The organism is Rhodoferax sp., assembly GCF_018063565.1.
GTDB lineage: Bacteria > Pseudomonadota > Gammaproteobacteria > Burkholderiales > Burkholderiaceae_C > Rhodoferax.
In genome coordinates this window covers 1-25,211 of record NZ_JAGPBB010000007.1, presented here as the reverse complement: position 1 = coordinate 25,211, position 25,211 = coordinate 1, and the positions used below count along the sequence as shown (strand labels likewise).

Annotated in this window: 24 protein-coding genes; 17 read left to right on the top strand and 7 right to left on the bottom strand. The window is 57.7% G+C overall.

The window, feature by feature from the left end:
- Position 1 precedes the first annotated feature (1 nt).
- Positions 2 to 307: a hypothetical protein gene (locus tag KBF66_RS03045; RefSeq protein WP_296652030.1), complete on the top strand. Its 306-nt coding sequence runs from the start codon at positions 2 to 4 to the stop codon at positions 305 to 307.
- 24 nt (positions 308 to 331) lie between these two features.
- On the opposite strand, the gene KBF66_RS03040 is transcribed toward KBF66_RS03045, so the two are convergent.
- Complete coding sequence (locus KBF66_RS03040; protein WP_296652027.1) at positions 332 to 1,021, bottom strand: plasmid pRiA4b ORF-3 family protein; 690 nt, start codon at positions 1,019 to 1,021, stop codon at positions 332 to 334.
- Positions 1,022 to 1,084: 63 nt separating this feature from the next.
- Between KBF66_RS03040 and KBF66_RS03035 the strand changes: the two genes are divergently transcribed.
- The 4 genes from KBF66_RS03035 (at position 1,085) to KBF66_RS03020 (ending at position 3,614) form a co-directional block, all read left to right on the top strand.
- Entirely contained in the window at positions 1,085 to 1,528 is a 444-nt protein-coding gene (locus KBF66_RS03035; protein WP_296652025.1) for a hypothetical protein, read from the top strand.
- A gap of 68 nt (positions 1,529 to 1,596) precedes the next feature.
- The gene (locus KBF66_RS03030) at positions 1,597 to 2,370 is read left to right on the top strand and encodes a hypothetical protein (protein WP_296652021.1); all 774 of its coding nucleotides are present in this window, start codon (positions 1,597 to 1,599) and stop codon (positions 2,368 to 2,370) included.
- Between the two features lie 10 nt (positions 2,371 to 2,380).
- Positions 2,381 to 2,776: a hypothetical protein gene (locus KBF66_RS03025; protein WP_296652018.1), complete on the top strand. Its 396-nt coding sequence runs from the start codon at positions 2,381 to 2,383 to the stop codon at positions 2,774 to 2,776.
- Between the two features lie 193 nt (positions 2,777 to 2,969).
- Positions 2,970 to 3,614 (top strand): DUF6441 family protein, encoded by a 645-nt coding sequence (locus KBF66_RS03020; RefSeq protein WP_296652015.1) that lies wholly within the window; start codon positions 2,970 to 2,972, stop codon positions 3,612 to 3,614.
- A 72-nt stretch (positions 3,615 to 3,686) separates the two neighbouring features.
- Here KBF66_RS03020 and KBF66_RS03015 read toward each other — a convergent pair whose 3' ends face one another.
- The 3 genes from KBF66_RS03015 to KBF66_RS03005 form a co-directional block, all read right to left on the bottom strand.
- On the bottom strand, positions 3,687 to 4,400 hold the full coding sequence (locus KBF66_RS03015) for a hypothetical protein (protein WP_296652013.1): 714 nt from the start codon (positions 4,398 to 4,400) through the stop codon (positions 3,687 to 3,689).
- Positions 4,401 to 4,502: 102 nt separating this feature from the next.
- Positions 4,503 to 4,916, bottom strand: a complete 414-nt coding sequence (locus tag KBF66_RS03010) for a type II toxin-antitoxin system VapC family toxin (protein WP_296652008.1) — start codon at positions 4,914 to 4,916, stop codon at positions 4,503 to 4,505.
- Complete coding sequence (locus KBF66_RS03005) at positions 4,913 to 5,164, bottom strand: type II toxin-antitoxin system Phd/YefM family antitoxin (protein WP_296652005.1); 252 nt, start codon at positions 5,162 to 5,164, stop codon at positions 4,913 to 4,915. The genes KBF66_RS03010 and KBF66_RS03005 overlap by 4 nt, the downstream gene beginning before the upstream one ends.
- Before the next feature lie 79 nt (positions 5,165 to 5,243).
- Here KBF66_RS03005 and KBF66_RS03000 point away from each other — a divergent pair, with 79 nt between their 5' ends.
- The 12 genes from KBF66_RS03000 to KBF66_RS02945 all read left to right on the top strand — a co-directional run bounded on the left by KBF66_RS03000 (position 5,244) and on the right by KBF66_RS02945 (position 19,695).
- Positions 5,244 to 9,260 (top strand): tape measure protein, encoded by a 4,017-nt coding sequence (locus KBF66_RS03000; RefSeq protein WP_296652002.1) that lies wholly within the window; start codon positions 5,244 to 5,246, stop codon positions 9,258 to 9,260.
- A gap of 13 nt (positions 9,261 to 9,273) precedes the next feature.
- Positions 9,274 to 9,681, top strand: a complete 408-nt coding sequence (locus KBF66_RS02995; RefSeq protein WP_296652001.1) for a hypothetical protein — start codon at positions 9,274 to 9,276, stop codon at positions 9,679 to 9,681.
- 1 nt (position 9,682) lies between these two features.
- On the top strand, positions 9,683 to 11,359 hold the full coding sequence (locus KBF66_RS02990) for a hypothetical protein (RefSeq protein WP_296651998.1): 1,677 nt from the start codon (positions 9,683 to 9,685) through the stop codon (positions 11,357 to 11,359).
- A complete protein-coding gene (locus tag KBF66_RS02985) occupies positions 11,268 to 13,289 on the top strand; it encodes a hypothetical protein (protein ID WP_296651996.1) in 2,022 nt (673 codons plus the stop codon). The genes KBF66_RS02990 and KBF66_RS02985 overlap by 92 nt, the downstream gene beginning before the upstream one ends.
- Positions 13,290 to 13,338: 49 nt before the next feature.
- Positions 13,339 to 14,604, top strand: a complete 1,266-nt coding sequence (locus tag KBF66_RS02980) for a hypothetical protein (RefSeq protein ID WP_296651993.1) — start codon at positions 13,339 to 13,341, stop codon at positions 14,602 to 14,604.
- Between the two features lie 72 nt (positions 14,605 to 14,676).
- Positions 14,677 to 15,627 (top strand): hypothetical protein, encoded by a 951-nt coding sequence (locus KBF66_RS02975; protein WP_296651990.1) that lies wholly within the window; start codon positions 14,677 to 14,679, stop codon positions 15,625 to 15,627.
- A gap of 78 nt (positions 15,628 to 15,705) precedes the next feature.
- Positions 15,706 to 16,101 (top strand): hypothetical protein, encoded by a 396-nt coding sequence (locus tag KBF66_RS02970; RefSeq protein WP_296651987.1) that lies wholly within the window; start codon positions 15,706 to 15,708, stop codon positions 16,099 to 16,101.
- Positions 16,098 to 18,152, top strand: a complete 2,055-nt coding sequence (locus tag KBF66_RS02965; RefSeq protein WP_296651984.1) for a hypothetical protein — start codon at positions 16,098 to 16,100, stop codon at positions 18,150 to 18,152. The genes KBF66_RS02970 and KBF66_RS02965 overlap by 4 nt, the downstream gene beginning before the upstream one ends.
- The gene (locus KBF66_RS02960; RefSeq protein ID WP_296651981.1) at positions 18,145 to 18,366 is read left to right on the top strand and encodes a hypothetical protein; all 222 of its coding nucleotides are present in this window, start codon (positions 18,145 to 18,147) and stop codon (positions 18,364 to 18,366) included. The genes KBF66_RS02965 and KBF66_RS02960 overlap by 8 nt, the downstream gene beginning before the upstream one ends.
- A 107-nt stretch (positions 18,367 to 18,473) precedes the next feature.
- Complete coding sequence (locus KBF66_RS02955) at positions 18,474 to 18,767, top strand: DUF6127 family protein (RefSeq protein WP_296651977.1); 294 nt, start codon at positions 18,474 to 18,476, stop codon at positions 18,765 to 18,767.
- A complete protein-coding gene (locus tag KBF66_RS02950) occupies positions 18,764 to 19,240 on the top strand; it encodes a hypothetical protein (RefSeq protein ID WP_296651974.1) in 477 nt (158 codons plus the stop codon). Before KBF66_RS02955 ends, KBF66_RS02950 begins: the two co-directional genes overlap by 4 nt.
- Complete coding sequence (locus KBF66_RS02945; protein ID WP_296651971.1) at positions 19,237 to 19,695, top strand: lysozyme; 459 nt, start codon at positions 19,237 to 19,239, stop codon at positions 19,693 to 19,695. The genes KBF66_RS02950 and KBF66_RS02945 overlap by 4 nt, the downstream gene beginning before the upstream one ends.
- A gap of 48 nt (positions 19,696 to 19,743) precedes the next feature.
- Here the strand turns inward: KBF66_RS02945 and KBF66_RS02940 are convergent, their stop codons facing one another.
- Genes KBF66_RS02940 through KBF66_RS02930 form a run of 3 tightly spaced genes read right to left on the bottom strand, consistent with a single transcriptional unit; the run spans position 19,744 to position 24,973 of the window.
- The gene (locus KBF66_RS02940) at positions 19,744 to 20,751 is read right to left on the bottom strand and encodes a hypothetical protein (RefSeq protein ID WP_296651968.1); all 1,008 of its coding nucleotides are present in this window, start codon (positions 20,749 to 20,751) and stop codon (positions 19,744 to 19,746) included.
- A 14-nt stretch (positions 20,752 to 20,765) separates the two neighbouring features.
- On the bottom strand, positions 20,766 to 23,762 hold the full coding sequence (locus tag KBF66_RS02935) for a type I restriction endonuclease subunit R (protein WP_296651965.1): 2,997 nt from the start codon (positions 23,760 to 23,762) through the stop codon (positions 20,766 to 20,768).
- Complete coding sequence (locus tag KBF66_RS02930) at positions 23,759 to 24,973, bottom strand: restriction endonuclease subunit S (protein ID WP_296651962.1); 1,215 nt, start codon at positions 24,971 to 24,973, stop codon at positions 23,759 to 23,761. Before KBF66_RS02930 ends, KBF66_RS02935 begins: the two co-directional genes overlap by 4 nt.
- Positions 24,974 to 25,211: the final 238 nt, after the last annotated feature.

Below are 25,211 nucleotides of genomic sequence, written 5' to 3'. Positions count from 1 at the left end.
TATGGCCACCTTGGTTGAGAAAATCTACCTAGCCGCTGCCAACGTCGGGTTTCTCAAAACCTGCGTCTGGCAACCCAGCGATGGCGGTGCAGATCAAACCCATTCGGTAGGGTTTTCTGCACCGGATCAAGATGTGCTCTCAGGGTTGGGAGTCAGCACCGAATACGAGATGACCTACCCTAACTCCTGCTTTGTGGGTCTGAATTCTCGCGAGGTCGTGCAAATCGAGGGTGTGCAATATCAGGTGCGAGAAGTCATGGCTGTAGGCGATGGCTCCGAGGTGCGCGCCAAACTGATGCGGGTGTGATGGCACAACCCGACCATTGTTCACCTACTGATCTTTGCCGGCAATCACGATCCAGTGATTCCAGAACATGCGGGCAATGGCAGCATTGGCAGCTTTGCGGTCAAAACGATCAGGGTCAAAGTCCAATCCGACCCAATCTCTGAATTCAAGGGCTTCGGTTTCATCGGGTGCCTCGTCGTTGTCATTGAGGAATTCTTGATAGGTCCAAATGCCGCCGCAGTCCTCTGGCGGGCAGGCTCGTTGGCCATCTTCGATCCAGGCGCTGCCCACATCACAGATTGATCTGCTGGAAGGAGTGGCGGTCACAACAGTGATGTTGTGCCGCCAGCCGTCGCCAAAGTCGTATAGGTAGGCGAAAGTTTTGCCCTTTTTGACCAAGTCCTTGAGCGTGAACTGTGCTTCGTCGAGCGTGTCAGGAAAATCGCCATATTCGTCTTCCTCTGGCTTGGCGTAACGCTTGCCTGCGATTTCGAATTCGTGCAGGTGCGAATCGGTCCAGCCCATGGCTGCTTGCAGGATGTGGTGCAGCACCTCCAGCGTGGCACGGCTATCAATTTCGATTTTTCGCCAGATGGTGGGCACCGATTCAGCCAGTTCAACACGCAGGGTGAAAACGCTTGGCACCGCTTTGGGAGTCGTTTTGGTCGTGGATTTGGGCTTGGCTTTGGGATTGGCGACCTTGGTGGCGCGAATCGGAACGACTGAATTTGCCATGGCACAAACCTCTTTTGTCTGAAACAGCCATTTTATGAATGACCCATAACCCATCCAGAAACCATGACCCAGTCCATTCGCGAACGAATCCTGCAAGCAATCGTCAGGGTACTGACACCGCTCGCCCCGGATCAGGCAGCCACTGTGTGGCGCACGCCCAGTGCCGCCATCCCGCGCGAGCAGTGCCCAGCGCTGGTGGTGTTGGCTGAGAGCGAGTCCCTGGCAGAGCGTGCCAACGACCGGGTTACCCGCGAGTTGACGGTGCGCGTCACTGCACTGGTGCGAGTTGTGCCACCCTTGGTTGCCGAAACTCAGGCTGACGCCTTGCTCTGCGCGGCCCATGCCGCCCTGATGACTGACACCAATCTGGGCGGTTTGGCGCTCGGTATCCGCGAAGTCGAGTCCGAGTGGGAGGTCGACGACGCGGACGGGGTGGCTGCCAGCGTGTCTGCGCGCTACCAGATCACCTATCGAACCCTGGTAGCCAACATCGCCATCCAGGGCTAAGTCCGACTTCCATTGTCTCCATTGTTTTATCCAGTCATTCCAATTTCAGCATTGAAGGATCCAAATCCATGAGTACCTATGCATCTTTCCAGGGCCGGGTTTACCTGGGCAAACGCGACGCGCAGGGCAATCCCACAGAGGTGCGTTCACCCGGCAATGTGGCAGAGTTAAAACTCTCCCTCAAAACCGATGTGCTGGAACACTACGAGAGCCAGACCGGTCAGCGCACCTTGGATCACCGCATGGTCAAACAAAAGTCGGCCACGGTGAATCTGACCATCGAAGAATTCACCAAGGAGAACCTCTCGCTGGCCCTGTACGGCAACTACCGGGTTGGTGCCGCCAGTACGGTAAGCAACGAGACTCTGGGTGGCGCAGCGCCCATGGTCGGGGAGCGCTATTTCCTGGCGCATCCCAAAATCGATGACCTGGTCGTGCTTGACAGCAGCGCCACACCGGCCACCCTGGTCGAGGGGCTGGACTACACGGCCGACACTGACTTTGGCGCGGTCCAGTTTCTGCGCCTCAACGATGGCGGCACACCTGCCGTGCCCTACCTGGCACCCTTGAAGGCCAGCTACGCCTTTGGCGTCACCACTGAGATTGGCATCTTCACGCAAGCGCTGCCCGAGCGTTTCCTGCGGCTAGAGGGCATCAATACCGCCGACGGCAATGCCCGCGTGCTGGTGGAGTTGTACCGGGTGGCATTTGACCCTTTGAAGGAAATCTCATTTATCTCCAACGAGTACAACAAGTTCGAGATGGAAGGCTCACTTCTGGCCGATGCGAGCAAACCCATTGATGCAACCCTGGGTCAATTCGGCCGAATTGTCCAAATCTGAGAGGCAACCCATGACGGATCTGGAAAAACTCATACCTCAAGACACCCTGGTGCAGGTGGCTGGCGAAACCCTTGTGATCTCCCCCCTTAAAGTGGGGCAGTTGCCAGCTTTCCTGCGCGTGATCTCGCCGGTGATGACGCAGTTGAGCCAGCCGCACATCCACTGGCTGGCGCTGTTTGGCCAGCATGGTGAGGACTTGTTGAGCGCCATTGGCATCGCAGTCAGAAAGCCGCGTGAGTGGGTGGATGACCTCGCCGCTGATGATGCTCTACTGCTGGCGGCCAAGGTGATGGAGGTCAACGCTGATTTTTTTACCCGAACGGTGATTCCCAAACTCGACGGACTGCTGGGTCTGGGCAAGGGAATTCAAGCGGCCAGCACTGGTTCGACCTCACCGAGCGCCTGATTGAACACGGCCACCGGCTGCCTGACATCCTGGACTACACGCTGGCGCAACTGACGGGATTTGCTGCGGCCAGCCTGCGATCTGACGCTGCGCGTGATGCGCAACGCCTGTCCCTGATCGCCATTGGTAGCCGGGGCGAGTCCCGAAACCTCGATCAAACACTTGACCGTCTGACCACTGCATCAACCTCCTCATGAAAATCTCCCTCCATCTCAACAGCAAGGCGGCGCAAGCCCAATTGCGCCGCTGGGGCGGTGAGTTCCGAGACACGGTCAAAAAGGCGGTAACCAAGGCCATGGCCAAAGAGGCTGTCTCAATCAAACAGGACGTGCGCGCCCAGGTTGCGAGTCAACTGACCGTTGTTAAAAAGAACTTTCTCAAGGGGTTTGCAGCCTATGTGATCGACAAGGACAAGGCACGGTTGCCAGCGTTGTATGTTGGCTCGCGCATCCCCTGGGTTGGCATGCACGAAAAAGGCGGGACGATCTCGGCCAAGATGCTGATTCCCTTGCATGGCCGGGTCGGGCGCAAGCGCTTTAAGGCGCAGATTGCTGAACTGATGCGGGGTGGCAACGCCTACTTCATCAAAAACGCCCGCGGCAACGTGGTGCTGATGGCCGAAAACATCAAAGAGCACGACCGGCCCTTGGCTGGATTCAAGCGTCGCTTGCGCAAAGCGCAAGGCATCAAGCGCTTAAAGCGTGGTGCTGATGTTCCGATTGCGGTGCTGGTGCCACGGGTGATGCTCAAGAAACGGCTGGATATTGAGCGCTTGGTGGTACGGCGTGTTCCACGACTGGCAGCAGGCATTGAACAACAAATCCGCACAAGCGCATGACCCTCAAACCGCGAATTCAACCATGGCCAACCACCGCCCAAGCATAGTTGGCAACGACGCCAGGCGCAGTGACTACGGGTAAGGTATCGACGCCAGGCAATCGCGCCCAAGTCGTGTAAAGACCACTTCGAAGTCCTCACCCGTGCGCACGGCCTCGAGCAGCACAGGAACGCCTTTCGCACCAGCGCAACGCATCCAGGTGCGCAGGACGTGGCCGGCCATGGAATAGACCACGCGCAGATTGTCCGGATCATCCACTTGGATCTCGCCGTATTGGCGCAATGCGCTCACCCAATCGGAGCGAGTCCTCAATGTGCCCAACATTGGCCGCTTCAAGCCGCGGCGCAGGATTTCCTGCCAGTTTTGCTCGGAATGCCGGGGCTCACCCGCCACGACGACCGCCACACCCTCATCGAACCAACGTGGGATGGCATTGATGCGCCAAAATCCACCCACACGGTAGTACACCTCCGCATGGACCCATTCATGCGCCACCAATGCAGCAGTCCACCCGTTGGGCGACAACCGAATGGCGGTATCACCAAAAGCTGCGGCCCGCTCTCCATAGCTGCCAAATCGGGCAGCACATTCGTTGCTGGCACAGGCGACGATGTACGGGTTGGTCTTGAGGTCACCAAAGAACTGACCGACTTGCGCACGTCCCAACTCGATTTCGTGGGGAAGCGTGCGGCGTTCTTCGGGTGAGAGCGACGCTTCGACATACAGGCCGGCACCATCTTGCGCCATCCCTGAGGTTTGCGGTGCCCACAAGCGTGCGTTGTGCAAGACACCGCAAGCTGTCAGTTGAATGCAGCAAGCCAATATCGCGATCCAGCGTCCCAGCGTGCAGGTCCAAGGTGCGACAGAACCGCCTGACCCAAGGCGCACTCAGGTCTCCCAGGGATTGATCAGATCAACCCCTAAACCGTTGAAATCTCGCACATTGCGGGTCACCAGCGTGAGGTCATGGCGCAAAGCGGTGGCAGCCAGCAGCGCGTCGATCGCGGGCAGTGGCCCAGCCGCCTGCGCCATCAGGCGTCCCCAGCGATCAGCGGTGGCCACATCAACAGGCAGCAGGCGTGCGACAAAGTAGTTGGGCAAATCCACCTCCAACCAGTCCAGCAGGGATTGGCGTCTGGCGGCATCGTCCACACGTTCCACCCCTTTGCGGATTTCACCCAGCGTCAATACGCTGAGAAACAGCGACTGGGGATGGCGGGCCTGCATCCAGGTCACCACATTGGGGTCGGGCAGCTTGCGGCGCAACTCCGAAAGCACGTTGGTGTCAATCAGGTAACTCAAAAGTCCACCTCGCGGACCGCGCTGTGATCGCGCTCGAATTCAACATCTTCGCTGGCGTACAGCGGCGAGCGGCGCATGAAATCGACTAACGATGTATCGCTGCCACTCAGGCGCTCGAACAACTCGCTGGAGACGAGCACTGCCACAGGCCGACCGTGCATGGTGATCTCCTGAGGACCTTCGTCGGTGGCATGTTTGAGTACTTCAGAAAACCGCGCCTTGGCGCTTTGCACTTGCCAGGTTTGCATTCAAGTCCTCCTTTGAGTCTGGTAAATCCATCTTTCTGACTATTCTAGTCAGAATTGAACTGTAACCGAACCTCTTCAAATGGCCAACAACCGCATCGCTGTTTTAGTCGCCCTCGAAGGCGCCGATGACGGGCTCAAACGCGCCTTGAGTTCTGCCCAAAAAAGCATGGGCGAACTGGCGGCCACCGCCAAAACCGCAGGCGACAAGGCCGCACGCGGCATGGCCGAAGTCAAAGCAGGCATGTCCGCCTTTGGTGATCAGGTGTCAGCTGCCAAGACGCAGTTGCTGGCATTCCTCTCGATCAACTGGGCGACGGGAAAAGTGCAGGAGGTCGTCCAGGTGGCCGACGCCTGGGCCATGATGGGTGCGCGCTTGAAACTGGCCACTGCCGGTCAGAATGAGTTTGTCACCGCGCAAAAGTCGCTCTTTGAGATCGCCCAGCGCATCGGTGTCCCGATTCAGGAAGTCTCCACCCTGTATGGCAAGTTGCAGCAAGCAGTTCGCATGCTCGGTGGTGAACAAAAAGATGCATTGACCATTACTGAGAGCATCTCGCAGGCCTTGCGCCTGTCGGGTGCGTCGGCCACAGAAGCCCAGTCGTCTTTGCTGCAGTTCGGACAAGCCCTGGCTTCCGGCGTTCTGCGCGGTGAAGAATTCAACTCCGTAGTCGAGAACAGTCCCCGTTTGGCCCAGGCCCTGGCCGATGGCTTGAACGTGCCCATTGGACGCTTACGCAAGCTGGCTGAAGAAGGCAGGCTCACCGCTGACGTGGTGGTCAAGGCCTTGATGGGTCAAAAGGACAAGCTTGCTGCCGAATACTCCCAGTTGCCTGCGACAGTCAGTCAGGCTTTCCAGCGCCTGCAAAACGCCTTCGGGCAGTGGGTCGCGCAGGTCGATGCCGCCACAGGCATCACCAAACAACTCGCTGACGGCCTGACTTGGCTGGCCGCCAATCTTGATACGGTCATGCAGTGGCTCAAAAAAATCGCCGAAGCTGGGCTGGCGGTGCTCATCTACCGGCTGTTGCCCGCACTCATGACGGCCTGGCAAACCGCAGGGGCCGCAGCCATCACCGCAGCCACTGCCACCTCTGCGGCCTGGGCCAGCGCCAATTTGTCGGTGACGGCAGCAATTGCAAGCGTCGGCTTGCTCAAAACCGCCTTCGCCGCGCTCGGAGCGTTTGCCGTCGGCTGGGAAATCGGCACCTGGTTGTCCGAGAGGTTTGAGATCGTGCGCAAAGCGGGCATCTTCATGGTCGAAATTCTGGTCAAGGCGGTTGAGCAGTTGCAGTACCGCTGGGAAGCTTTTGCAGCGATCTTCACCAGCGACACGATTGACGCGGCCACCAAGCGCCATGAAGCCCGTCTCGCCGAGATGAATGTGATCTTCGCCCAGATGTATGCCGATGCCACCAAGGGGTCTGAGACTGCCAAAGCGGCCATGACCACTGCGGCCACCACGGCACAAGAGATTGCCAAAAAGTTGGAAGCCGTGCGCCAGGGCACGCAGGAAGCGGTCGGTCGTGGAGTCGAGGCGGTTCACTCAGCCGTGGAAAAGCTCAAATCCCGATTGGGCGAGGTGGAACAAGCAGTCACCAAGGCCAATGGCGTGGTCACGGATGCCACTGCCAAGATGGCTGAAGCGTACAAAGGCCTGACTGCCACGGTCGAGGCCAACCTGCAAAAGCAGGTTGATGCTGTGAAAACACGCTACCAGCAGGAGCAAACGGCGCTGGAGTTGTCTTCAGCATCTCAGGCAACCCAGATTGCCAAATCGATCCTGCTGCTCACCGATGCACTGACTCAGCAGACTACCCTGCGGCAAAAAGCCACCACGGACACACTGAAACTCATCGATGACGAGTCCACTGCCAGGGTGGCAGCAGCGGCCAAACAAGGCGCAACTGAGGCCGAGCGCAGCGCCAACGTGACACGCGTGGAAAACGAGATTCTGGCCACCAAACGCCAGTCCATGGTCACCGCAGCCACGGAATACCGCGCCCACATCAATGCTTTGAACGCTGAAGCCAACCGGCATTTGCTTGAGGTCGAACGCATCGAAGAAGCCAAGCGGCTGCTGACGATGACCACGCAGGAGAAGATCCGCGAGTTGCATCGTCAGGGCATGACGGAGTTTGAGGCCAGTGAAGACCGCAAACGCCAGATTGTTGAGTTGCAGACGCAGGCGCGCAATGCACTGGCCGCTGGTGAATTTGAGCAAGCCCGACAGTTTGCGCAAAAGGCCATGGATTTGGCAGTGCAAGTGGGCAGCGCCCAGATCGCCGAGGCCAAAAAGGCGCAAGAAGCCAGGAAGCAGTCTGAGCAGGCGCACACCCAGGTGGTGGCCTTGGAGTCACAAGCCCGCCAGGCATCAAGCCAGGGCGAATACGACAAAGCCACAGATCTGATGCGCCAGGCCGACGCCTTGCGCTTGGAGCTGGCTCAGAAAACCACCGCAGCCGATGCAGCGATCACCCAGGGCAAGGAAGGTGTCAACCGGTCCATTCAGGCCATTCGTGAATCCGAAGACATCCTCCTCAAGTCACTGGACGCTCAGGCTCAGGCGCACAAACAGGCAGCCCAAGCGGCACTCGCAGCGCGTGAGCAGATCAAGCAGACCTTGACAGACACTGAAACCCAGATTGACCAGATCACCGCCAAGCTCAAAGATGGCTTGAAAGTCACGCTGGACGCGGACACCACCCGGTTTGATAAAGCCATGGCTGAACTGGACAAGGCGATGGCCGAGAAGGAACGTCTGCTGGTCATCAAGGCTGACTTGGAACAGGCCCAGAAAAAGCTCCAGGACTATGAGGCATTACTCAAAGAAGGCAAAACCCTGCCGGTGGATGCCGATATCACCCAAGCCAAAGCGGCGCTGGACAAACTGACCGTCTACGCCAAGCAAAACTCGCTAATCGAGCTGCAAGTCACCTCTGAAAAAGCCCAAGCCGCGATCAGCAATGTCGAGGGCATGATCAGCTCACTGGGTCGCATCCGCACCGAGTCTCAGCACAGTGTGAGCACCAATGCGGTGGAAGCCCGCTCAGAAATCTCCAGCCTCAATGGGCTCAACACGTCGAGCACGCATACGGTTTATGTGACCAAAGTCGAAGCCAATGCCACCGGCGGTCTGGTGGGCGCAGGTGTGCCGCATTTTGCGGTCGGTGGGTCTGTGGCATCACCAGTTGCCCAGGCATTTACCCGCATGACCGGTGGTTCGGTGCCGGGCTCCGGTGATCAGGACACAGTACCGCGCAGGCTAGACGCTGGCGCGTATGTGCTGCGCAAAGCGGCAGTGCGCAAGTACGGAAGCACTGCATTGTCGAAAATTGCCAATGGTGTAGCCCGGTTTGCCACGGGTGGTTCGGTGGAATCTCCTGGTTCGAACGTCATTAAACGCAACAAAGATGCGGTGGAAGCCCAGCAAATGATCGAGTTGGGTCTATCCGGAATGCGTCAATACGTGCAGTGGATGCGTCATCAGTACGGTGCATCGTTGAGCATCGGATTTGAGTACGACACCCTGCAGGGCTACGGTCAACTGGCCAACACGGACCGCAGAACCCTTGAGAGCCTAGTCGGTCGCAAACAACTCACAGGCAATGAAAAACAAAAACTCGGTGCCATCAAGGCCAACTGGCGGCAAGCTATGGCGCAGTCTCTGCTGTATGGCATAGACCTGGAACGCGACCTGATGGAGTACATGGAGCAGCACCAGGGTGAGTTTTACTGGGGTGGTGGTGTGGCCAAGTCCGATACGGTTCCTGCGATGCTCACTCCCGGCGAATATGTGGTCAACCGGTCTGCGGTATCTCGGTTTGGCACCGGGTTTTTTGAGTCGCTCAACAACCTGAGCCTGCCAGCGAAAGCCCTGGCCGCGCGTGTGCAGGGCTTTGCTGGTGGTGGGCTGGTGCAGTCGCTGGTTTCACCGATGGCTGTGCCAAGACCTGCATTTGCAGGAGAAACCGCACCGGTGCGCACAGTGCGGGTTGAATTGGCGGCGGGAAACCGCAGTGTGTCAGCCACGGTCGATGCCAAGGATGAAACCCGTCTGCTGGACATCTTGAAACAAGCGAAATCACGCGCTTTTTAGCGGTCACTTTCCCATGGAACTTAAAAACCTCTTTAGTGGGGCCACGTTGACCCTGCCTGACGATTTGCTGTGGAGCGATGAGCACGACTGGACTCCGGTGGTCTCCAGCGTGTCTTACCTGATGACGGGTGCCCTCCTGGTGCAGTCGGCCACCCGCCAGGCTGGTCGGGCCATCACCCTGGTGGGTGCTGCCGACATGGCCTGGGTTACACGCGCAACGCTGGAGAAATTGCGCCTGTGGGCGGGTGTCGCACTGGATCCGCCCTCGGGCAGCTTCACGCTCACGTTCAAAGACGCACGCACATTCACCGTGGCCTTTGACCATGCCAGCGGACCCATTGAGGCCGCACCGGTGCTGGGTTATCCCAGCGGCCATGACGGCGACTTCTATCACCTCTTGCTTCGATTCCTGGAGATTTGACATGCCCATCCAATCTGGCGACATTCGCTTGCTCAAATCTGCCGTGATGGCTGATGTGCCCGAAGGCGGTGGTGCGCCCACAGGCATTGCCATCACCGATGGCGCCTCCAACGCCATCTTTCCTGACATCTCCGAGCTCGATCGCGCCGGAGGTCGGGTCAACCTCAGAAAGTGCTTTGTCAGCGTCCAAACCGATGACACTGACACCTATTTCGGCTCCAACGTGATCGTGGCGCAGCCACCCCTGGATCCCAGGGTCAGCGTAACGCTGTTTAGCACCCAAAAGAGTTTCGATACGCGCGAGCAGGCGCAGGTTCGCATTGAGGCATATCTCAGCAAAGGGCCGACCCTTGCGGGCTATCTGTTTGAGAACCACATCGCCGGTCAGCGCGTGGTGCAGCTGTTTCAGCGCCCAAGCGACACCGTTGCCAATGTCGGCCAAACACTGGTGTTAGTCGAAAACGAGGGTCTGGAAACCCAAAAAGAGCAGTACATCCGGGCCACTTCCGTCTCAGTGGTGCAGCGCACCTTCACCTACGATGGCGATCAGGACTATCAGGCCGCCATCGTCACCGTTGAGATCAGCGACGCGCTGCGCCACGACTTCACGGGCTCTGAGGCTTCAAGAACCTTCACCCGCGCAAGCGAGGCCACCCGGATGCGCGATACGGTCGTTGCCGATGCTGGAACCTACGCCGGGGTGGTGGCACTGACGCAAGCGGCAGGCGTTGGCGACTTCACGGTCAAGGGGGCATCCATCTACTCCCAACTGGTACCCAGCGCCCAAACCGAAACCCCCCTGTCGGCTATGCCACCCTACGCAAGCGCGGCCCTGCCCGTGCCGGGCACACAGGGCTTGAGTTACAGCGCCGAGCACGCGTGGACACCCGACACCGATTTCAATCTGGCCAGCGGATGCCTGCCGGGCTCACTGTCCATCAGTACCGAGGGGATCACCATTGTGGACGACGCGGGTCTGCTCAAGGCGGGCGGCAGCAGTGGTCAAGAAGCGCTTGGCAGCATTGACTACGCCAGTGGACTGCTGCGGCTGTACAGCCAATCGATGTCCAACCCCAAGGTCATCAGCTACACACCGGCGGCGCACATACTGCGAACGCCACAAAGCACGGAGGTGCCAATCACACCGGAGTCGCGCAGCCAGTCCTACGTCGGCATGGTCAATCCGCTGGCGCAGCCCGGCACGTTATCGATCAGCTACATGGCACAGGGGCGCTGGTACGTCCTGGCAGACACGGGCAACGCAGAGCTCAAAGGGCTTGACAGCAGCTACGGTGCTGGCACCTTCAACAAAAATACCGGTGCCTATGTTGTCACACTGGGGGCGCTGCCCGACGTTGGCAGTTCGCTGATTCTGTCCTGGAATACGCCCACCCAAGAAACCCGGCACACCGCGTTGATGCTCAAGGCAAGCCACAGCCTCACGCTCACCCCCCCCGCAGCAAGGCGCTGTGCAGCCCGCAACCCTGAGCATCAGCTGGCCCGACGCACAGGACAGCACTCTCACACTTGGCGCAAGCGCTCAGAGTTCAGGGGCGCTCGCGGGAGACGCCACTGGCTGGTTGAACGTGGCACAAAACCGTCTCGATTTCGCCCCCAATGTGCTGCCACCGGTGGGCACACGCTTGAGCGTGAGCTACGTTGTTGGCCCAAAGCGTGAGGATTCGTTTACTCACCCGTCTCGCGACGGTGAGGGACTGTTGCCGCTGAGGGCCAGCTTGGGCTCGATTGCCCCGGGTTCGCTGGAGATCGAATGGAACACCATCACCGACGAGGCGGTGCTCGATATCTACACCATCAGCCAGTTGTCGGAAATGGGCCTTGGCATGTCCAGTTGGCGCGATCCGACCCAGTTCGCCCAGGACGATGGCGCAGGCGTCCTATTGCACCAGGGCCATCCCATTGGCAGCGTTGATTACGCCAACGGTCAAATCAGCTTTAACCCGGATGTGACCATCAAGATTGTTCGGCCCAATTACACCCCGATCGGCACCGTTGCCAGCGGGCGCTGGCGGTTGAACTACGATGGGTTGACCTATGTGAGTGCGCCCTCGCTCTACCCCAACGACGAGTCGGGCTATGTGAAGTTGCGCTACAACAGCCCGGGATCCAGCGGCAACCACACCGAGACGCACACCTTTGCGCCCAGCTTCAAGTTGGTGCCCGGGGTCAACGCGCAGGTCGTGGCCGGCTCGGTGCTGCTGCATCAGCCGGGGCAATCGCCCTGGGGTGACGACGCGCGAGGGACCTTGCGCGAGTTCACCACCAGTGGCTGGCTCAAGCGCGGCAGTATCAACTATTTGAGCGGTGAGGTGTCACTGAGCTCCTGGAGCGCTGGCTCAGAAAACGCCCTCACACGCAGCAGCTGTGCCACCACCGTTGGCGAAAACATCTCCAGTGAGTACGTGTTTCGCAGTGGTGCAGCACCACTGCGCCCGGGATCGGTGTCCATTGAGTTTGCGCGAGCGCTGTCGGGCACGCAGGTGGTTACGGCCAGCATCGATGGCACGATCGAAGCAGGTGGTGTCAGCGCAGTGGTCGACTATGAAACCGGACTGATACGCCTGCGATTTGGCTCCTGGGTCAGCGCTGCAGGCAACGAGAATCAGCCCTGGTTTGCCAGTTCCCTGGTGCGCGCAGATGGCCAGATCTTTAGGCCCGAGCCAGTGGCCGCCTCCAGCGTGCGCTACAGCGCCGTGGCCTACAGCTACTTGCCGCTGGATGCCAGCCTGCTCGGTATTGACCCGGTTCGCCTGCCAAGCGACGGGCGTGTGCCCATCTTTCGACCTGGTGGCTTTGCCGTCGTCGGTCACACCGGGCGCATCACAGCGGCAGTCACCAATGGTCAGACCATTGACATGGCTCGGGTGCGATTGTCTCGGGTACGCTTAATTGGGCAGGACGGTGTGATGATCCATGGCGGCTACAGCGCCGACCTGGAGGCAGGCACGGTGAGTTTTACCGATGTCTCCACCTACGCACAGCCCGTCACCATCGAGCACCGCATCGAGGACATGGCGGTGGTGCGAGACGTTCAAATCAACGGTGAGATCAGCTTTACACGCGCCCTGACCCACCACTACCCGCTGGCCAGCGCCGGCCAAGAGGGCAGTTTTGTCTCAAGTGCGCTGGTTGCAGGTGATCTGTTTGCCCGCGTCAGCCTGATCTTTGATGCCTACACCTGGGACAGCGTCTGGCATGACTCCGTGCAGGGCGACGGTGCCACTGCCACCTTCAACGCCGTGCAGTTTCCCATCCGAGTGAGCAATCGCGGCGCGATGACGCAGCGCTGGCTCATCCGCATGACCAACGTCACCGCCTTTGAGGTGATTGGTGAGAACGTTGGGGTCATTGCCACTGGCAACACCAGCAGCGACTGCGCGCCCATCAATCCGGCCACAGGCGTGCCCTACTTTGTGATTCCGGCACTGGGCTGGGGCAGCGGTTGGTCAGCGGGCAACGTGCTGCGCTTTAACACCATCGGCGCACAGGTCCCTCTGTGGGTTGTGCGCACGGTGCAGCAAGGACCGCAAAGCGTGGCTGACGACCATTTCAGTTTGCTCATCCGCGGCGATGTCGATACACCGTGAGCGCTCTTCATCCGAATAACTTCATTCGTCCATTTAGGAAACCAAACCCATGAGTGCGCTCAGCGTCAAATTCTTCTCCAGCGCCATGGCAGGTGCACCGCAGATCACCAACAACTGGGGCGATCTGATTACGCTGCTCGATGCATGCCTGGTCAACGGCTTTGCACTCAAAGCCATCACCAGTCTGAGTCAGCAAAACGGGGTGGCCACGGCAACCATCGCCAGCGGACACAGTTACCAGCCCTATCAGGTTCTCGAGGTCAAAGGTGCCGATCAGCCCGAATACAACGGGCAGGTGCGCGTGCTCAGCACAACTTCGAACCAATTCACCTATGCCATTGGCGCGGCTGTGCCCTCGGCTGCCACCAGCAGCACCAGTCTGAGTGTCAAGCTTGCCCCCTTGGGTTGGGAGAAACCATTTGCCGGCACCCACAAGGGTGCCTACCGCAGCGCCCATCCGCAATCACCCCAAAACCTGTTGCTCATCGATGACAGCCTGAAAACGCCGAGCTACACCAGTTCCTGGGCCAAGTGGGCCAACGTGGGCATCGTGGAGGACTTGGCCGATATGGATACGCCTGTGGGGGCGCAGGCACCCTATGACCCCAACTCACCGCGACAGAACTGGAAGAAAGTGGTCACAGACCAATGGGGCTGGTTCAAGTGGTTTCACGCACGCGGCTCGGGCTATGAGAGCCAGGGCGATGGCGGCCCAGGCGAGCGTCAATGGTTGCTCATCGGCGATGAGCGCCTGTTTTACCTGTGGTGCACCAACGCACCGGGTGCCGACTGGTTTGGTCGCAACTTCTATTGCTTTGGTGACATTCAGTCCTTCAAAGCCGGTGACAACTTCAGCACCATTCTGTGCGCTGATGACAACCTCATCTCCAGCGCCTACTACTACAGCTATCCCGGTGAGAGCAATGGCAACGGATTGATCGCCTCGCTGAACTACACCGGCAAGGTGCTGCTGCGCAACCACACGCAGCTTGGAAATCCGTCGCGTTTTGGCGTGACCTCCTTGAACACCAACAATAGCCAGCAGATCAGTGGCCGGGGCAGCATGCCCTTTCCCAATGGGGCCGACTACAGCCTGTGGCTGCTGCCGTGCTTTGTTCAGCAAGAAGACGGCCACATCCGAGGAAGCTTGCCGGGCATGTTGTGGATGCCGCAAGACCGCCCCTACAGCGACCAGACCGTCATTGACAACGTGGTGGGGCAAATGGACAAGCGCTTTTTGTTGATTCGAACCCAGTATGGCGCCGAAGCTGACGGCGCGCAGGTGGCTTTCGATTTGACGGGACCGTGGTGGTGAGCGATGACCTATCCGTTTAGCGAGAGTTTTGTTACTGCCCCCGCAGCTGCATACCTTACCCGCCTTGGGGGCATGGTTGCCACCTACAACAGTTCGCTGCAGGCGATCAATCTCTCGGCAATCGACCAGCCGTCGGTGTTGCGCTTTAGCGAACCAGCCCACGACAATTTCTGGTTTGAGGCCGACCTGCGCCTGAACTCTGACGCCATCGGTCAGCGTCACATTGGTCTGTGGATGTGCACGGGCCAGAGCACGCAGGGTTATCGCTTTGCGCATGCCAGTGGCAACTGGAGCGTGAGCCGGTTTGATGCAGACTTCCAGGACGGTGCACTGGTAGGCCCGCTGGTACGCGACGGGGACACGCCCATTGCCGGCCTCACAGGGCTTGCGCCAAGTTTCAATCCCGGCCAGCGCTGGGTCTTGCGCTGCGAGTGTGTGGTGGGTGCCTGGGACAGCCAGGGCACGCCAAGAGCGCGTGTACTGCGTTTTTTTGCAGGCGGCGTGCAGATCTGTGTGGTCGACGATGTCACCTACCCTGGTGCGCTGATACCCGGGGTATGTCTGCAAGGGGCTACGGCGCGCATTGAATCGATTGCTGGCGGAGCACCTTCGACGCTGGCAGCCCTGGGCAGCCAGGTGGGACTGCGCTCGATGTCTGAACTGCGCCAACTGGCTAGTCCCTGTGGCGAGAGTTGGGACCAAGTTGGGGGACCCGGGGCCAAGCGCTTTGGCTTGCCCATGCTCAGACGCAACATCCACTTTGGCGGCGATGGCTTCATCACGGGAACCATCAAAGAAAAGGGCAACACAGGTCAGGCCGATCAACCCCTTGAGCGTCAAGTTTTGCTCATGAGCGACAACACGCGCACGCTGGTGGCCCAGACCTGGAGCGACGCCCTTGGGAGATATCGGTTTGACACACTGGATCCGGCGCAGACCTACACGGTCATTTGTGAAGACCACCAGCGACTCTATCGCGCCGTGATTGCTGACCGGCTGCGCCCGACTTCGACCGAGCGCTGACTCAGTTGGCAGGTTCTTGGCCAGCGCTTGAGAAGTGGTTGGCCGCCCTATTCACCTTGAGTCTCCATTGGATATGCTATGACTGTTGCCATCACACCTGAACACAACCATGCCCGACTAAGCGCAACACTGGCGTTTCTTGACTGCGGCAGTTCCCCGGCGCGACTACGCATCTACGCGGGCACAAGACCGCAGTCACCGGAGATGCCAGCGGCGAGTGAAATGCTGGTGGAAATCAGGCTGACCAAACCCGCAGGAGTCATTTCTGAGGGTTTACTGACACTGACCCAGCAAGAAAATGGGCTCATTGTGGCAAGCGGCATCGCCTCCTGGGCGCGGCTGGTCAATGGCAATGAGGTGTGTGCGATGGACATGGACTGCAGTGAGAGCGATGCCAGTGGCGACATCAAGCTTGCCAGTCTGAGCTTGTATCTGGGTGGGGACACCCGGATGGTCTCAGCCATCCTGACATGATCGGCTCAAGTGGCTGGGCGGCGCAGCCGGACCTGGCGCTGACCGCACAGACCGACCCGCAAATGGGTGCGCTGAGTGCTTCGGGCACGCACACATCTGTCGATTTGCTGTTCGAGTTGCCCGCAGCGATCGATGGCAACTTGGTGCTTGCCGCAGGCGAGGTTGTATCAGGCAACGAGTTGAGGATCTGGGCACAGTTGCCAACTCCGTTGATCTCGGTCAGTTTCATGGCTTCGCAGCAAGCGTGGGTTCACGCTGAAATGGCCGCATTGACGGTCAACATTGGCCTGCGCAGCAGCATTGCGTTAAACCTCGGCCCCATCACGGGCTCGCCCCTGCCTGACCTGGCGCTCAGCGCTGAGTTGGGCTATCTATCCAACACACAGCGACCCACAGTAGGCGCGACAACCACCTCCTGGCAGATCGGTTCGCAGTTTGGCGCAGGACTGTCCCTTGAGCAGCAAAGCAGTGCTCCGGTATCGGTCCACTTCACCGGCAGGTGGCAACGCGGCTTGAATTGGGTGCAGGACGTTGTGCATCACTTACCCAAGGTGATGAAGTCCTGGACGCAACAGCGCTTTTTTGCCTATCAAGGGGCGGCTTGTCTGCGAAGCAGTGCTCGTCTGACCAGTCAGGACGGTATGGCCCTTGCATTGGAGCGAGAAATCGCAATGGTTGCGGCGGTGCGTTGGCCTTTGGCTGTGGGATTCAGGCATCAGGCGGGCGACTCGCGGCCCCGCACTCCCCTGAAAAGTCCTTGGCAACCTTCCCGCCCGCTGCTGCAGTTGCAGGCGACTGACTTCCAGTGCGCAAGCCCATCTGCTCGCAGAATTTCCGGCGGTTTCCAGGCAGCGCTGGGGCCGGCACCTGGACTGAGCCAATGGCATCCCCAAACGCCACCGCAACAGCCAAGGTGTCGGGCTGGTCCTTACACACCCGGGGGGATGCTGCTGCTTTCGAGCAAAGCACCTGCAGACAGCAGTTTGCGGTTTTTATGTGAGTACCACGAGGACTGGGACCCTTCTGTGGGCAAACCAGTCGTCATCGCGATTCGAAAGGTGTATGTCGTGATCAATGATGTCAGTCTGCGCCGGGCATCCAACGGCGTGCAAGTGCCGCTCATCAGTATGTCCCTGTCGCTTGATGCATCCTCCTGGACTTGGGGATTTGATGCGGTGCTGCCGCACACGGCGCAAAATCTGATCGACGCAGGTGGCACTGGCGTGGTGGAGTTGCTGGCCACGGTGAACGGCACCACTTTTGCAGTCCTTGCAGAAAACATCAGCCGTGAGCGCAGCTTCGGGCAAACCAGCATTCGATTGACTGGTCGAGGCAAGAATGCAGTGCTGGCCGCACCTTATGCGCCGGTGATGACGTTCTCCAACTCACAGGCTCGAACGGCACGCCAGTTGATGGACGATGTGCTGAGCATCAACGGTGTTTCCATGGGCTGGAGCGTGGACTGGGGCTTGACTGACTGGAGTGTGCCAGCCAAGGTGTTCTCACACCAAGGGACATGGATCGAAGCCTTGAGTGTCATAGCTGGGGCGGCCGGAGGCTATCTACTGCCGCACCCCAGAGATCAAACGATTCGTGTGCGCCACCGCTATCCGGTCGCACCCTGGGAGTGGGCCACTGTGACCCCAAACTTTGTTCTGCCAGTTGATGCAGTGGAAAAAGAGTCCCTACGTTGGCTGGAAAAGCCACCCTACAACCGGGTGTTTGTCTCTGGTGTGGATGCCGGAGTATTGGCACAGGTGACCCGGGCTGGCACCGCTGGCGACTCGCTGGCGCCGATGGTGGTGGATGCCCTGATCACTGAGGCAACCGTTGCCCGACAGCGCGGTCTGACGGTCCTGGGTGATACCGGTCGGCAGATTGAGGTCAGCTTGAACCTGCCGGTGCTGCTTGACACCGGAATCATTGAGCCCGGAGCTTTTGTGCAGTACCGCGACGGCGGGATCGAGCGCATCGGGGTGGTGCGATCCACCCAAGTGCAGGCCGGGTTTCCAGAGGTTTGGCAAACCTTGGGAGTGCAGACCTATGCATAACGTCTATGAGCAGTTCAAGCAACTGCTGTCTGACCCACCGCTACAGGTCGGCACCGTGTCTGAGATTGGCACCGGTGTGGTCACCATCCAGTTGCCCGGTGGTGGCACGGTCAAGGCAAGAGGCAGCGCAAACATGGGCGCGCGCGTGTTTGTGCGTAACGGCGTTCTGGAAGCCGTTGCACCCAATTTGAGCCTGGAAATCATTGAAATCTGACCACAGATTGAAAAGCAATTTTTGCCTTTTTAACCCCTTTTTAACCAGGAGCCCGCTTCGATGTGCATCACGCGCATCTGGCGGGTTTCGCATTTTGGAGCATGAAAATGGAAGCTAATCTTACTGAGCGACGCAAGATGGTGACGATGCCGCATGACGACTTTGAGCAAATGCTCGAGCGTGCGGCCGAGCGGGGTGCGCGTCATGCCCTGCATGAGGTGGGCCTAGACGGCGAGGATGCCGCTCAGGATATCCGTGAACTGCGCAGTCTGCTTGATGCCTTCAATCAGGCCAAGAAAACGGCAGGCCTGACCATCATCAAACTCGTCATTACCGGACTGGTGATGGCGATTCTGACCGGCACCCTGATCAAACTCAAACTGTTCGGAGGTGCGCAATGATTGAAACACTTCTGGGTGGATTGTTGGGTGGCGCGTTTCGACTGGCTCCAGAGTTCCTCAAATGGATGGACCGCAAGGGCGAGCGTGGCCACGAGCTGGCGATGCAGGACAAGGCGCTCGAGTTTGAGAAGGTCCGTGGCGCGCAACATATGTCTGAGATTAGCTCACAAGCTGACGCGGCCTGGAACACCGGTGCTATTGAGGCACTGCGTGACGCGGTGCGCACCCAGGGTGAGAAAACCGGTGTCTGGTGGGCAGATGCCCTGTCTTCCAGCGTGCGGCCGATCATCACCTACTGGTTGATGGCTCTGTACTGTGCGGCAAAATTGGTGGCGTTCATTGCGGCGCTGAACGCTGGCGCTGGTTGGGGGGTTGCCGTGTTGGCTGCTTGGTCGGAGGCAGATCAGGCGCTTTGGGCCGGTGTGCTGAACTTCTGGTTTTTGGGACGGGTTTTTGATCGGGGTCGGTCATGATTGAGGTGCCCCAAGCGGCCGTCGAACTGGCCAAGCGGTTTGAGGGGTTTCACAGGGTGCCAAAAAACGACCCTATGCGCCGAGCCCATCCCTACATTTGTCCTGCCGGATTTTGGACTGTGGGGTTTGGGCATCTGTGCAAGCCGGACCACCAGCCGATCACTGAGGCTGAAGCTGAGGTCTATTTGGCGCAAGACCTGATGACTGCACTCACCGCCACGTTGAGGTATTGCCCCGTGCTGGCTACGGAGTCAGAGTCGCGGCTGGCAGCCGTCGCTGACTTCACTTTCAATCTTGGAGCTGGTCGACTGCAGACTTCAATGCTTCGACGACGGATCAACCAGCGTGATTGGCACAACGTGGCAAAAGAGTTACAAAAGTGGATATACGGCGGTGGTCAAATATTGCCAGGGCTACAAAGACGTCGCGAGATGGACGCTTTAATGACCAAGTAACCCAGAATGTTCTTGAACATCATTCAAAAAACCGTCAACAGGATGGACCTATTTCACTGAAGCAACAGCCTGAGTAGCATGTTTTACAACTTCTACAATTTTCAATCCGCCATCCGGGCTTGACTCGTTGTCCAGATAGCCGGTTGGTGTAATTGCAAAGATTGACTTGGTCGTCTCCATCAGAATTGCATTTCTGGACTCGTCATCACTGGCCGCTTTTGTAAATGCTTGAAATGTTCGAAGTGCATTGGCTCTGTGCTTGCTTATGGCCCCCTGATGACGGGCAGCTTTATACAGGCGACCACACCATATTGTGGCAGTGAACAATAAGCCAAGTATCACCACCTTGGAAGTAAACATCTGGATCACCTGCGGCGTGGTCGCATCCGGCCTGATAGGGACGAAAACTAGTCCAATGGCGACGGCCAGAGTCAATGCTGCCACAGCACCCGTCGCCTTCAACCAGCGATCAGCGCTTTCGTCCTGCTCCAATGATTCGGCGTTAAAGTCGGCGGTGAAGTGCGCGACACCAACACTTGCTGCGGCCTCACGAGCAGCAACGATGATGTCGCCAATTTCGCCACGTTTTTTCTCGATCTCATCTTTTGCGCCGCCGACCAACTGTGAAGCCTGTTCGACCGATTCAGTCAACTCGTTGATATTCCGCTGTACATCGCCTTTTTGATAGGCCAAATAGGGAATGTACAGGTGAGCTACTGCAAAGAACTGATCAGACTGCGTTTTCAGTTGGCTGATCAATTGATCCCGTGTACCTGTCGGATTGCTGCTTTCAATTGAGAAACTTTTAATCTGGTCGAGAGTAGCTTTCAAATGAGGCAAGCTGCTAACGATCTGCTGCATCGGTGCGTCTGGTAACAGTTCAACTGGCAACAATTTGAAGTGGTTAAGCATTGAGTATGTGCGCTCGAGCTCAGTTCGACATCCTTCAAAAGTGATTTTTCCCCAATCAGGATTTATCAGCAACTTATCGATAGGAGTTTGAGTGCAGCTATCTGCCAATTCGCGGAGCTGCTTCGTTAGTGCCTCAGTTGCCATTTTTCACCGTCCCTTTAGTAATATTGTTTTATGTAGCTGTATGCCTTCTCAAACAGATCCTCATCTGCATGAAGCTTGTATTTGAAGAGCGCTTTGCGCAGGGCCTTTTTCACCTCGCGTTCACCGGCTTGTGTGCCCTGCCAGCCAGGAAAGCGGACCAGCCGCACAATTTCATCAATGTCGGTCACGACACGCTCGACCATGATCGGTGTCTCAGATGTTTTGACCTCGTTGAACAGTTCCGTCAGGGCAGCCTTGCCTCGATCCTCATCCTCCTCAGGCGGAACTTCCTTTTCGGCCTGCAGTGTTTCCTTGGCAATCTCTAGCAGCTGCTTCAAAAATTCGACGCTGTTGATCTGCCCGGATTCAAAGCGGTCTTTCAGTGCGTCCAACCGTTCAGACAGTTTTTTGAATTTCGGATTGCCTAGGTGCTTGCGCATGCGCCGCACCAACTTAATCTCGATCTCTTTGGCACTCTTGGGGTCCGGGTTGGACAGCACAGCCTCAAGCAAATCAGCGTCCAGAACCAGCGTGTCCAGATCATCGCGAACCGCATCAACATGCACGTTCTGGTGAATCAACTCAATGGTCTTGGCACCCAGCGAATGCCAGATCAACTTGCCATGGCCACTGGATGGCTGAACTGATTGGTACACCTGAGACAGCCATTTGAAGTCTTTCTCAAACGGACCTAGTACCGAGTCCGGGGACAAGGCCTCCCATATCTTACTCAGCAGGCTGTATTCGGCAGCAAAGTTGTCACGAACCGTGTTGTTGGGCAGGCACTGCTGCGCCGCAATCAGACCTTCATAGCCCGTCAGGCTGCGGTCCACGCCGGTAAAAAATGCCAGGCATTTCTGCATGGCCTCGGGCAACTTGTCTTTCAACTCCTGAATATTGCTGACCACCTGCTTGACGCTCTGGTCATCAAACTCCAGTGCCGCTGCAACATCATCAAAGATGCCCAGATAGTCCACGATCAAACCATGCGTTTTCTGATCTGAATACGTGCGGTTGACCCGGCAAATGGCTTGCAGCAGGGTATGGTCACGCAGCGGCTTGTCAAGGTACATCGCCTGCAGAATAGGTGCATCAAAGCCAGTGAGCAACTTGGCTGTGACGATGATCAGCTTGAGTGGGTCGGCTGGGTCACGGAATCGGTCCAGTAATCGCTCCTCCGCATCCCGACTGCGCTCATAGGCGGCGTATTCGGGGTGCTCTTTCTTGTCTGCGGCCTGTATCGACATGACGATGTCGGTTGCCTCGGGGGGCAGCAGTTTGTCCAGTTCCGCTTTGTAGAGCAGGCAAGACTCGCGGTCGAACGTGACGATCTGCCCTTTGAAGCCGTTAGGCTCTACCTTGGTCTGGTAGTGCAACACAATGTCTTCGCACACGCGCCGAACGCGCTCAGGCGTTTTCACCAAGACGGCCATCTTGGCGGCCGTTTTGCCCAACGTGTCTCGGTCCAGGTCTGACAAACCACCGGTTAAATCCTTGAACGCAGCCTCAATCGCCGCCTTGTCGATGTGCAGGTTGACCAGTCGTGGCTCAAAATGCAGCTTTAGCGTAGCGCCATCACGGATGGATTCCTCAAAGCCATAGCGGCTCATGTAACCCAAAGCATCTTCGTCTGCACCAAAGGCGTAGAACGTATTGCGGTCCGAGCGGTTGATTGGCGTGCCAGTCAAGCCGAAAAGAAACGCGTTGGGCAGTGCCTCCCGCATCTTGCGGCCCAGGTCGCCTTCTTGCGTGCGGTGGGCTTCATCCACCAGCGCAATGATGTTACTGCGGTCATTCAGGCAACCAGTAGCTTCACCAAACTTGAAGATGGTGGTGATGATGATTTTGCGCACATCCTGCCCCAGCAGCTGTTGCAACTTCTCGCGGGTGTCCGCCTTCTCCAAGTTGGGAATGTCGGCACCGGTGAAGGTGCCGGTGATCTGGCTGTCCAGATCAATGCGGTCCACCACAATGATGACCGTCGGGTTCTTCAAGTGCGAGTGCATGCGCAGCTTTTGCGCGGCAAACACCATCAGCAGCGACTTGCCCGAACCCTGAAAATGCCAAATCAGCCCCTTCTTGGGGTAGCCCGCCACCACGCGCTCCACCAGTTTGTTGGCGGCCTCGTACTGCTGGTAGCGGCAAATGATCTTGATGCGGCGCTTCTTCTTGTCCGTGGCAAATAAGGTGAAACTTCCCAGAATGTCCAGCACTACGTTTGGCCGCAACATGCTCTGGGCCGACAGCTTGAGTGTTTTCAACGGGTGGTGTTGGGCTCCATCCGATGCTTTGCCCTCAATCAAGTGCCATGGGCCCCAGTCCTTAACTGGCAGGCCAATGGATCCGTAGTGATACTCCTTACCCTCAGTGGCCACCGAGAACACGTTGCAGACGAACAGTTCAGGTACAAACTTTTCGTAGTCCGTGTTCACCTGCATGGCACCATCCACCCAACTGATGCACTTCTTGACTGGCGTTTTGGCCTCAATCAGCACCAATGGCAGGCCGTTGACCAACAGCACCAGATCGGCACGGCGCTCGGTTGGCCCGGCACGGTAGGTGTACTGCTGGGTGACGACGTACTGGTTTTGCGTCAGGTCGTCAAAGTCAATCAGGCGCACCGGCACATGCTGGTTGTTGTCGCCGAAAGGCATGGAGCGTTCGCCACGCATCCAGGCAGTCATTTCTTCATTGGCGCGGATCAGTCCGTCAGAGCGCACCGACAGCACAATGGCGCGCAGCTTGTAGAGCACCTCATCCGCGCGGTCAGGCTGAGTGGCGATTTCAGGGTTTAGGCGGATCAGCGCATCACGCAGCCAGGATTCGACCAACACCTCCTGAATCTGGCGTGGCACTTCCGCCGGAGCCTTGTAACGCCAGCCGATACCTTTTTGACTGGTGCCATAACTGGCCTGCGGCTCCTGCGCAACATTGGCTGGAACTGCTTTTGCCGGCCCGGCGAGTAAGTCGCGTACATACGCTTCCACAGTATTTGATTCGGTGAAACTCATATGCCGCCTCCCGCCACTTGTTTCACCAACCTTGCCCGAGAAGCTCTGTTGCGCAATTCTGGAATCGCCTGAACGACACTCGAAATAACGCTCACAACTGATTTCTGTGCGTCCAAGCTAATTAGTGGAAACTTCATTCTTGCGAAGCGCAATACACCCAAATGGGCAATCGACGTGGTTTGCTTTGATATTTGAACAAATCGACTGGTGTATTGGCAGTATTGAAAGAAATAGTGAGCGAATTCCGGCAAGACGCTTGATCCCGAGCGAAACCGGATCAGCGTATTTTGAAAGCAGCAATCTACAACTTCATCGCGGAATATGGCGCTTCTTCCAACGAGTTCCCGACTCTGCCCTTCATTAAGTAATACGTCACCGGGTCTCAAACGATAGGTGGAAAATTCGGCATCCGAAAAGTCCATTTCCCCTACGTCAGAAGTATCTATAAAGCCGTCATAGACATTGGCAACACGCAGGTACTTGCGTGAATTTTGGCCGGTCTTGTACTTTGGGGCGAGCTGCCTTCCCATCTGGACGTCTCCTACGGAACTCATTTCGCGCCAATCGCAAGTGGTATCAGTCCCGAAGATGGATATTTCGTCTGCTCCTGATGCGAACAGCGTATCGAACACTTGAAACAGGATCGACTTTCTCAGCTTTTCTGCGATTCTTTCGGCTTCATCAAAACTTGACTGTGCATCTTCCGCCGCAATTAAGAGTTTCACTAGCCGTTCTTGGTCCACCACCGTAGGCAATGCAAATTCAAAATCAGCGAGGCTCGTCCAGTTAGTTCGTGGGCTCAGTGAACCAGCCGACGTCCCCACAGCGTGATCAAAAAATGCATCAGTCTGGCAAATGAACGGCAGCAACTCGGGTAGCAGTTTGGACGCATCTTGGCTCTCAAACACATAGATGTCGCCTGAACACACACCAGAAAAGTCCGCCACCGCCACCTTACGCTGGTAAGCACGACGCTTGCCGAAAAGCACCTGCCCGGGTTGGAAGATGCTGGTGAAAGTGACACCGTCGGCAACATTGCCCCAATTGCGAATCCGCAAGTCGCCTGGCTCCAAGTGCTCCAGGCCAACGTATCGCTCCACGCCTTCGGCCAGAGGGTCAGCGCAACGCGCCTTGGACAGCCGCACCACGTCGCCAAACTTCACGCGACGCCAGCCAGATTTGAGGCTCTCTGTATTCTTGGTTTTATGCATAAATCTGGCCTCTAGCCATCGTGCTATGTGCGCAAGCGGCTATTGCATTAATAGCGATTGAAAGCCTGGATTGTTGCAAGCCTTCAAACATGCTCCTCCTTCTTGAGGCTGAAGCAATGGGATGGACGCCCCCACCTTAAGCGGCACAGATGTGCCAAAGTGGAGGTGCGTATCAACCACTTAACCGACAGGAGCGTCCACCATGAAGGCTACAACAATCGGCATCGATCTGGCAAAG

Bases quoted from the DNA above. Each gene is read 5' to 3' on its own strand.
- KBF66_RS03045 (WP_296652030.1), top strand. From the start codon at position 2: ATGGCCACCTTGGTTGAGAAAATCTACCTAGCCGCTGCCAACGTCGGG.
- KBF66_RS03040 (WP_296652027.1), bottom strand. From the start codon at position 1,021: ATGGCAAATTCAGTCGTTCCGATTCGCGCCACCAAGGTCGCCAATCCC.
- KBF66_RS03035 (WP_296652025.1), top strand. From the start codon at position 1,085: ATGACCCAGTCCATTCGCGAACGAATCCTGCAAGCAATCGTCAGGGTA.
- KBF66_RS03030 (WP_296652021.1), top strand. From the start codon at position 1,597: ATGAGTACCTATGCATCTTTCCAGGGCCGGGTTTACCTGGGCAAACGC.
- KBF66_RS03025 (WP_296652018.1), top strand. From the start codon at position 2,381: ATGACGGATCTGGAAAAACTCATACCTCAAGACACCCTGGTGCAGGTG.
- KBF66_RS03020 (WP_296652015.1), top strand. From the start codon at position 2,970: ATGAAAATCTCCCTCCATCTCAACAGCAAGGCGGCGCAAGCCCAATTG.
- KBF66_RS03005 (WP_296652005.1), bottom strand. From the start codon at position 5,164: ATGCAAACCTGGCAAGTGCAAAGCGCCAAGGCGCGGTTTTCTGAAGTA.
- KBF66_RS03000 (WP_296652002.1), top strand. From the start codon at position 5,244: ATGGCCAACAACCGCATCGCTGTTTTAGTCGCCCTCGAAGGCGCCGAT.
- KBF66_RS02995 (WP_296652001.1), top strand. From the start codon at position 9,274: ATGGAACTTAAAAACCTCTTTAGTGGGGCCACGTTGACCCTGCCTGAC.
- KBF66_RS02990 (WP_296651998.1), top strand. From the start codon at position 9,683: ATGCCCATCCAATCTGGCGACATTCGCTTGCTCAAATCTGCCGTGATG.
- KBF66_RS02980 (WP_296651993.1), top strand. From the start codon at position 13,339: ATGAGTGCGCTCAGCGTCAAATTCTTCTCCAGCGCCATGGCAGGTGCA.
- KBF66_RS02975 (WP_296651990.1), top strand. From the start codon at position 14,677: ATGGTTGCCACCTACAACAGTTCGCTGCAGGCGATCAATCTCTCGGCA.
- KBF66_RS02970 (WP_296651987.1), top strand. From the start codon at position 15,706: ATGACTGTTGCCATCACACCTGAACACAACCATGCCCGACTAAGCGCA.
- KBF66_RS02965 (WP_296651984.1), top strand. From the start codon at position 16,098: ATGATCGGCTCAAGTGGCTGGGCGGCGCAGCCGGACCTGGCGCTGACC.
- KBF66_RS02960 (WP_296651981.1), top strand. From the start codon at position 18,145: ATGCATAACGTCTATGAGCAGTTCAAGCAACTGCTGTCTGACCCACCG.
- KBF66_RS02955 (WP_296651977.1), top strand. From the start codon at position 18,474: ATGGAAGCTAATCTTACTGAGCGACGCAAGATGGTGACGATGCCGCAT.
- KBF66_RS02950 (WP_296651974.1), top strand. From the start codon at position 18,764: ATGATTGAAACACTTCTGGGTGGATTGTTGGGTGGCGCGTTTCGACTG.
- KBF66_RS02945 (WP_296651971.1), top strand. From the start codon at position 19,237: ATGATTGAGGTGCCCCAAGCGGCCGTCGAACTGGCCAAGCGGTTTGAG.
- KBF66_RS02940 (WP_296651968.1), bottom strand. From the start codon at position 20,751: ATGGCAACTGAGGCACTAACGAAGCAGCTCCGCGAATTGGCAGATAGC.
- KBF66_RS02935 (WP_296651965.1), bottom strand. From the start codon at position 23,762: ATGAGTTTCACCGAATCAAATACTGTGGAAGCGTATGTACGCGACTTA.
- KBF66_RS02930 (WP_296651962.1), bottom strand. From the start codon at position 24,973: ATGCATAAAACCAAGAATACAGAGAGCCTCAAATCTGGCTGGCGTCGC.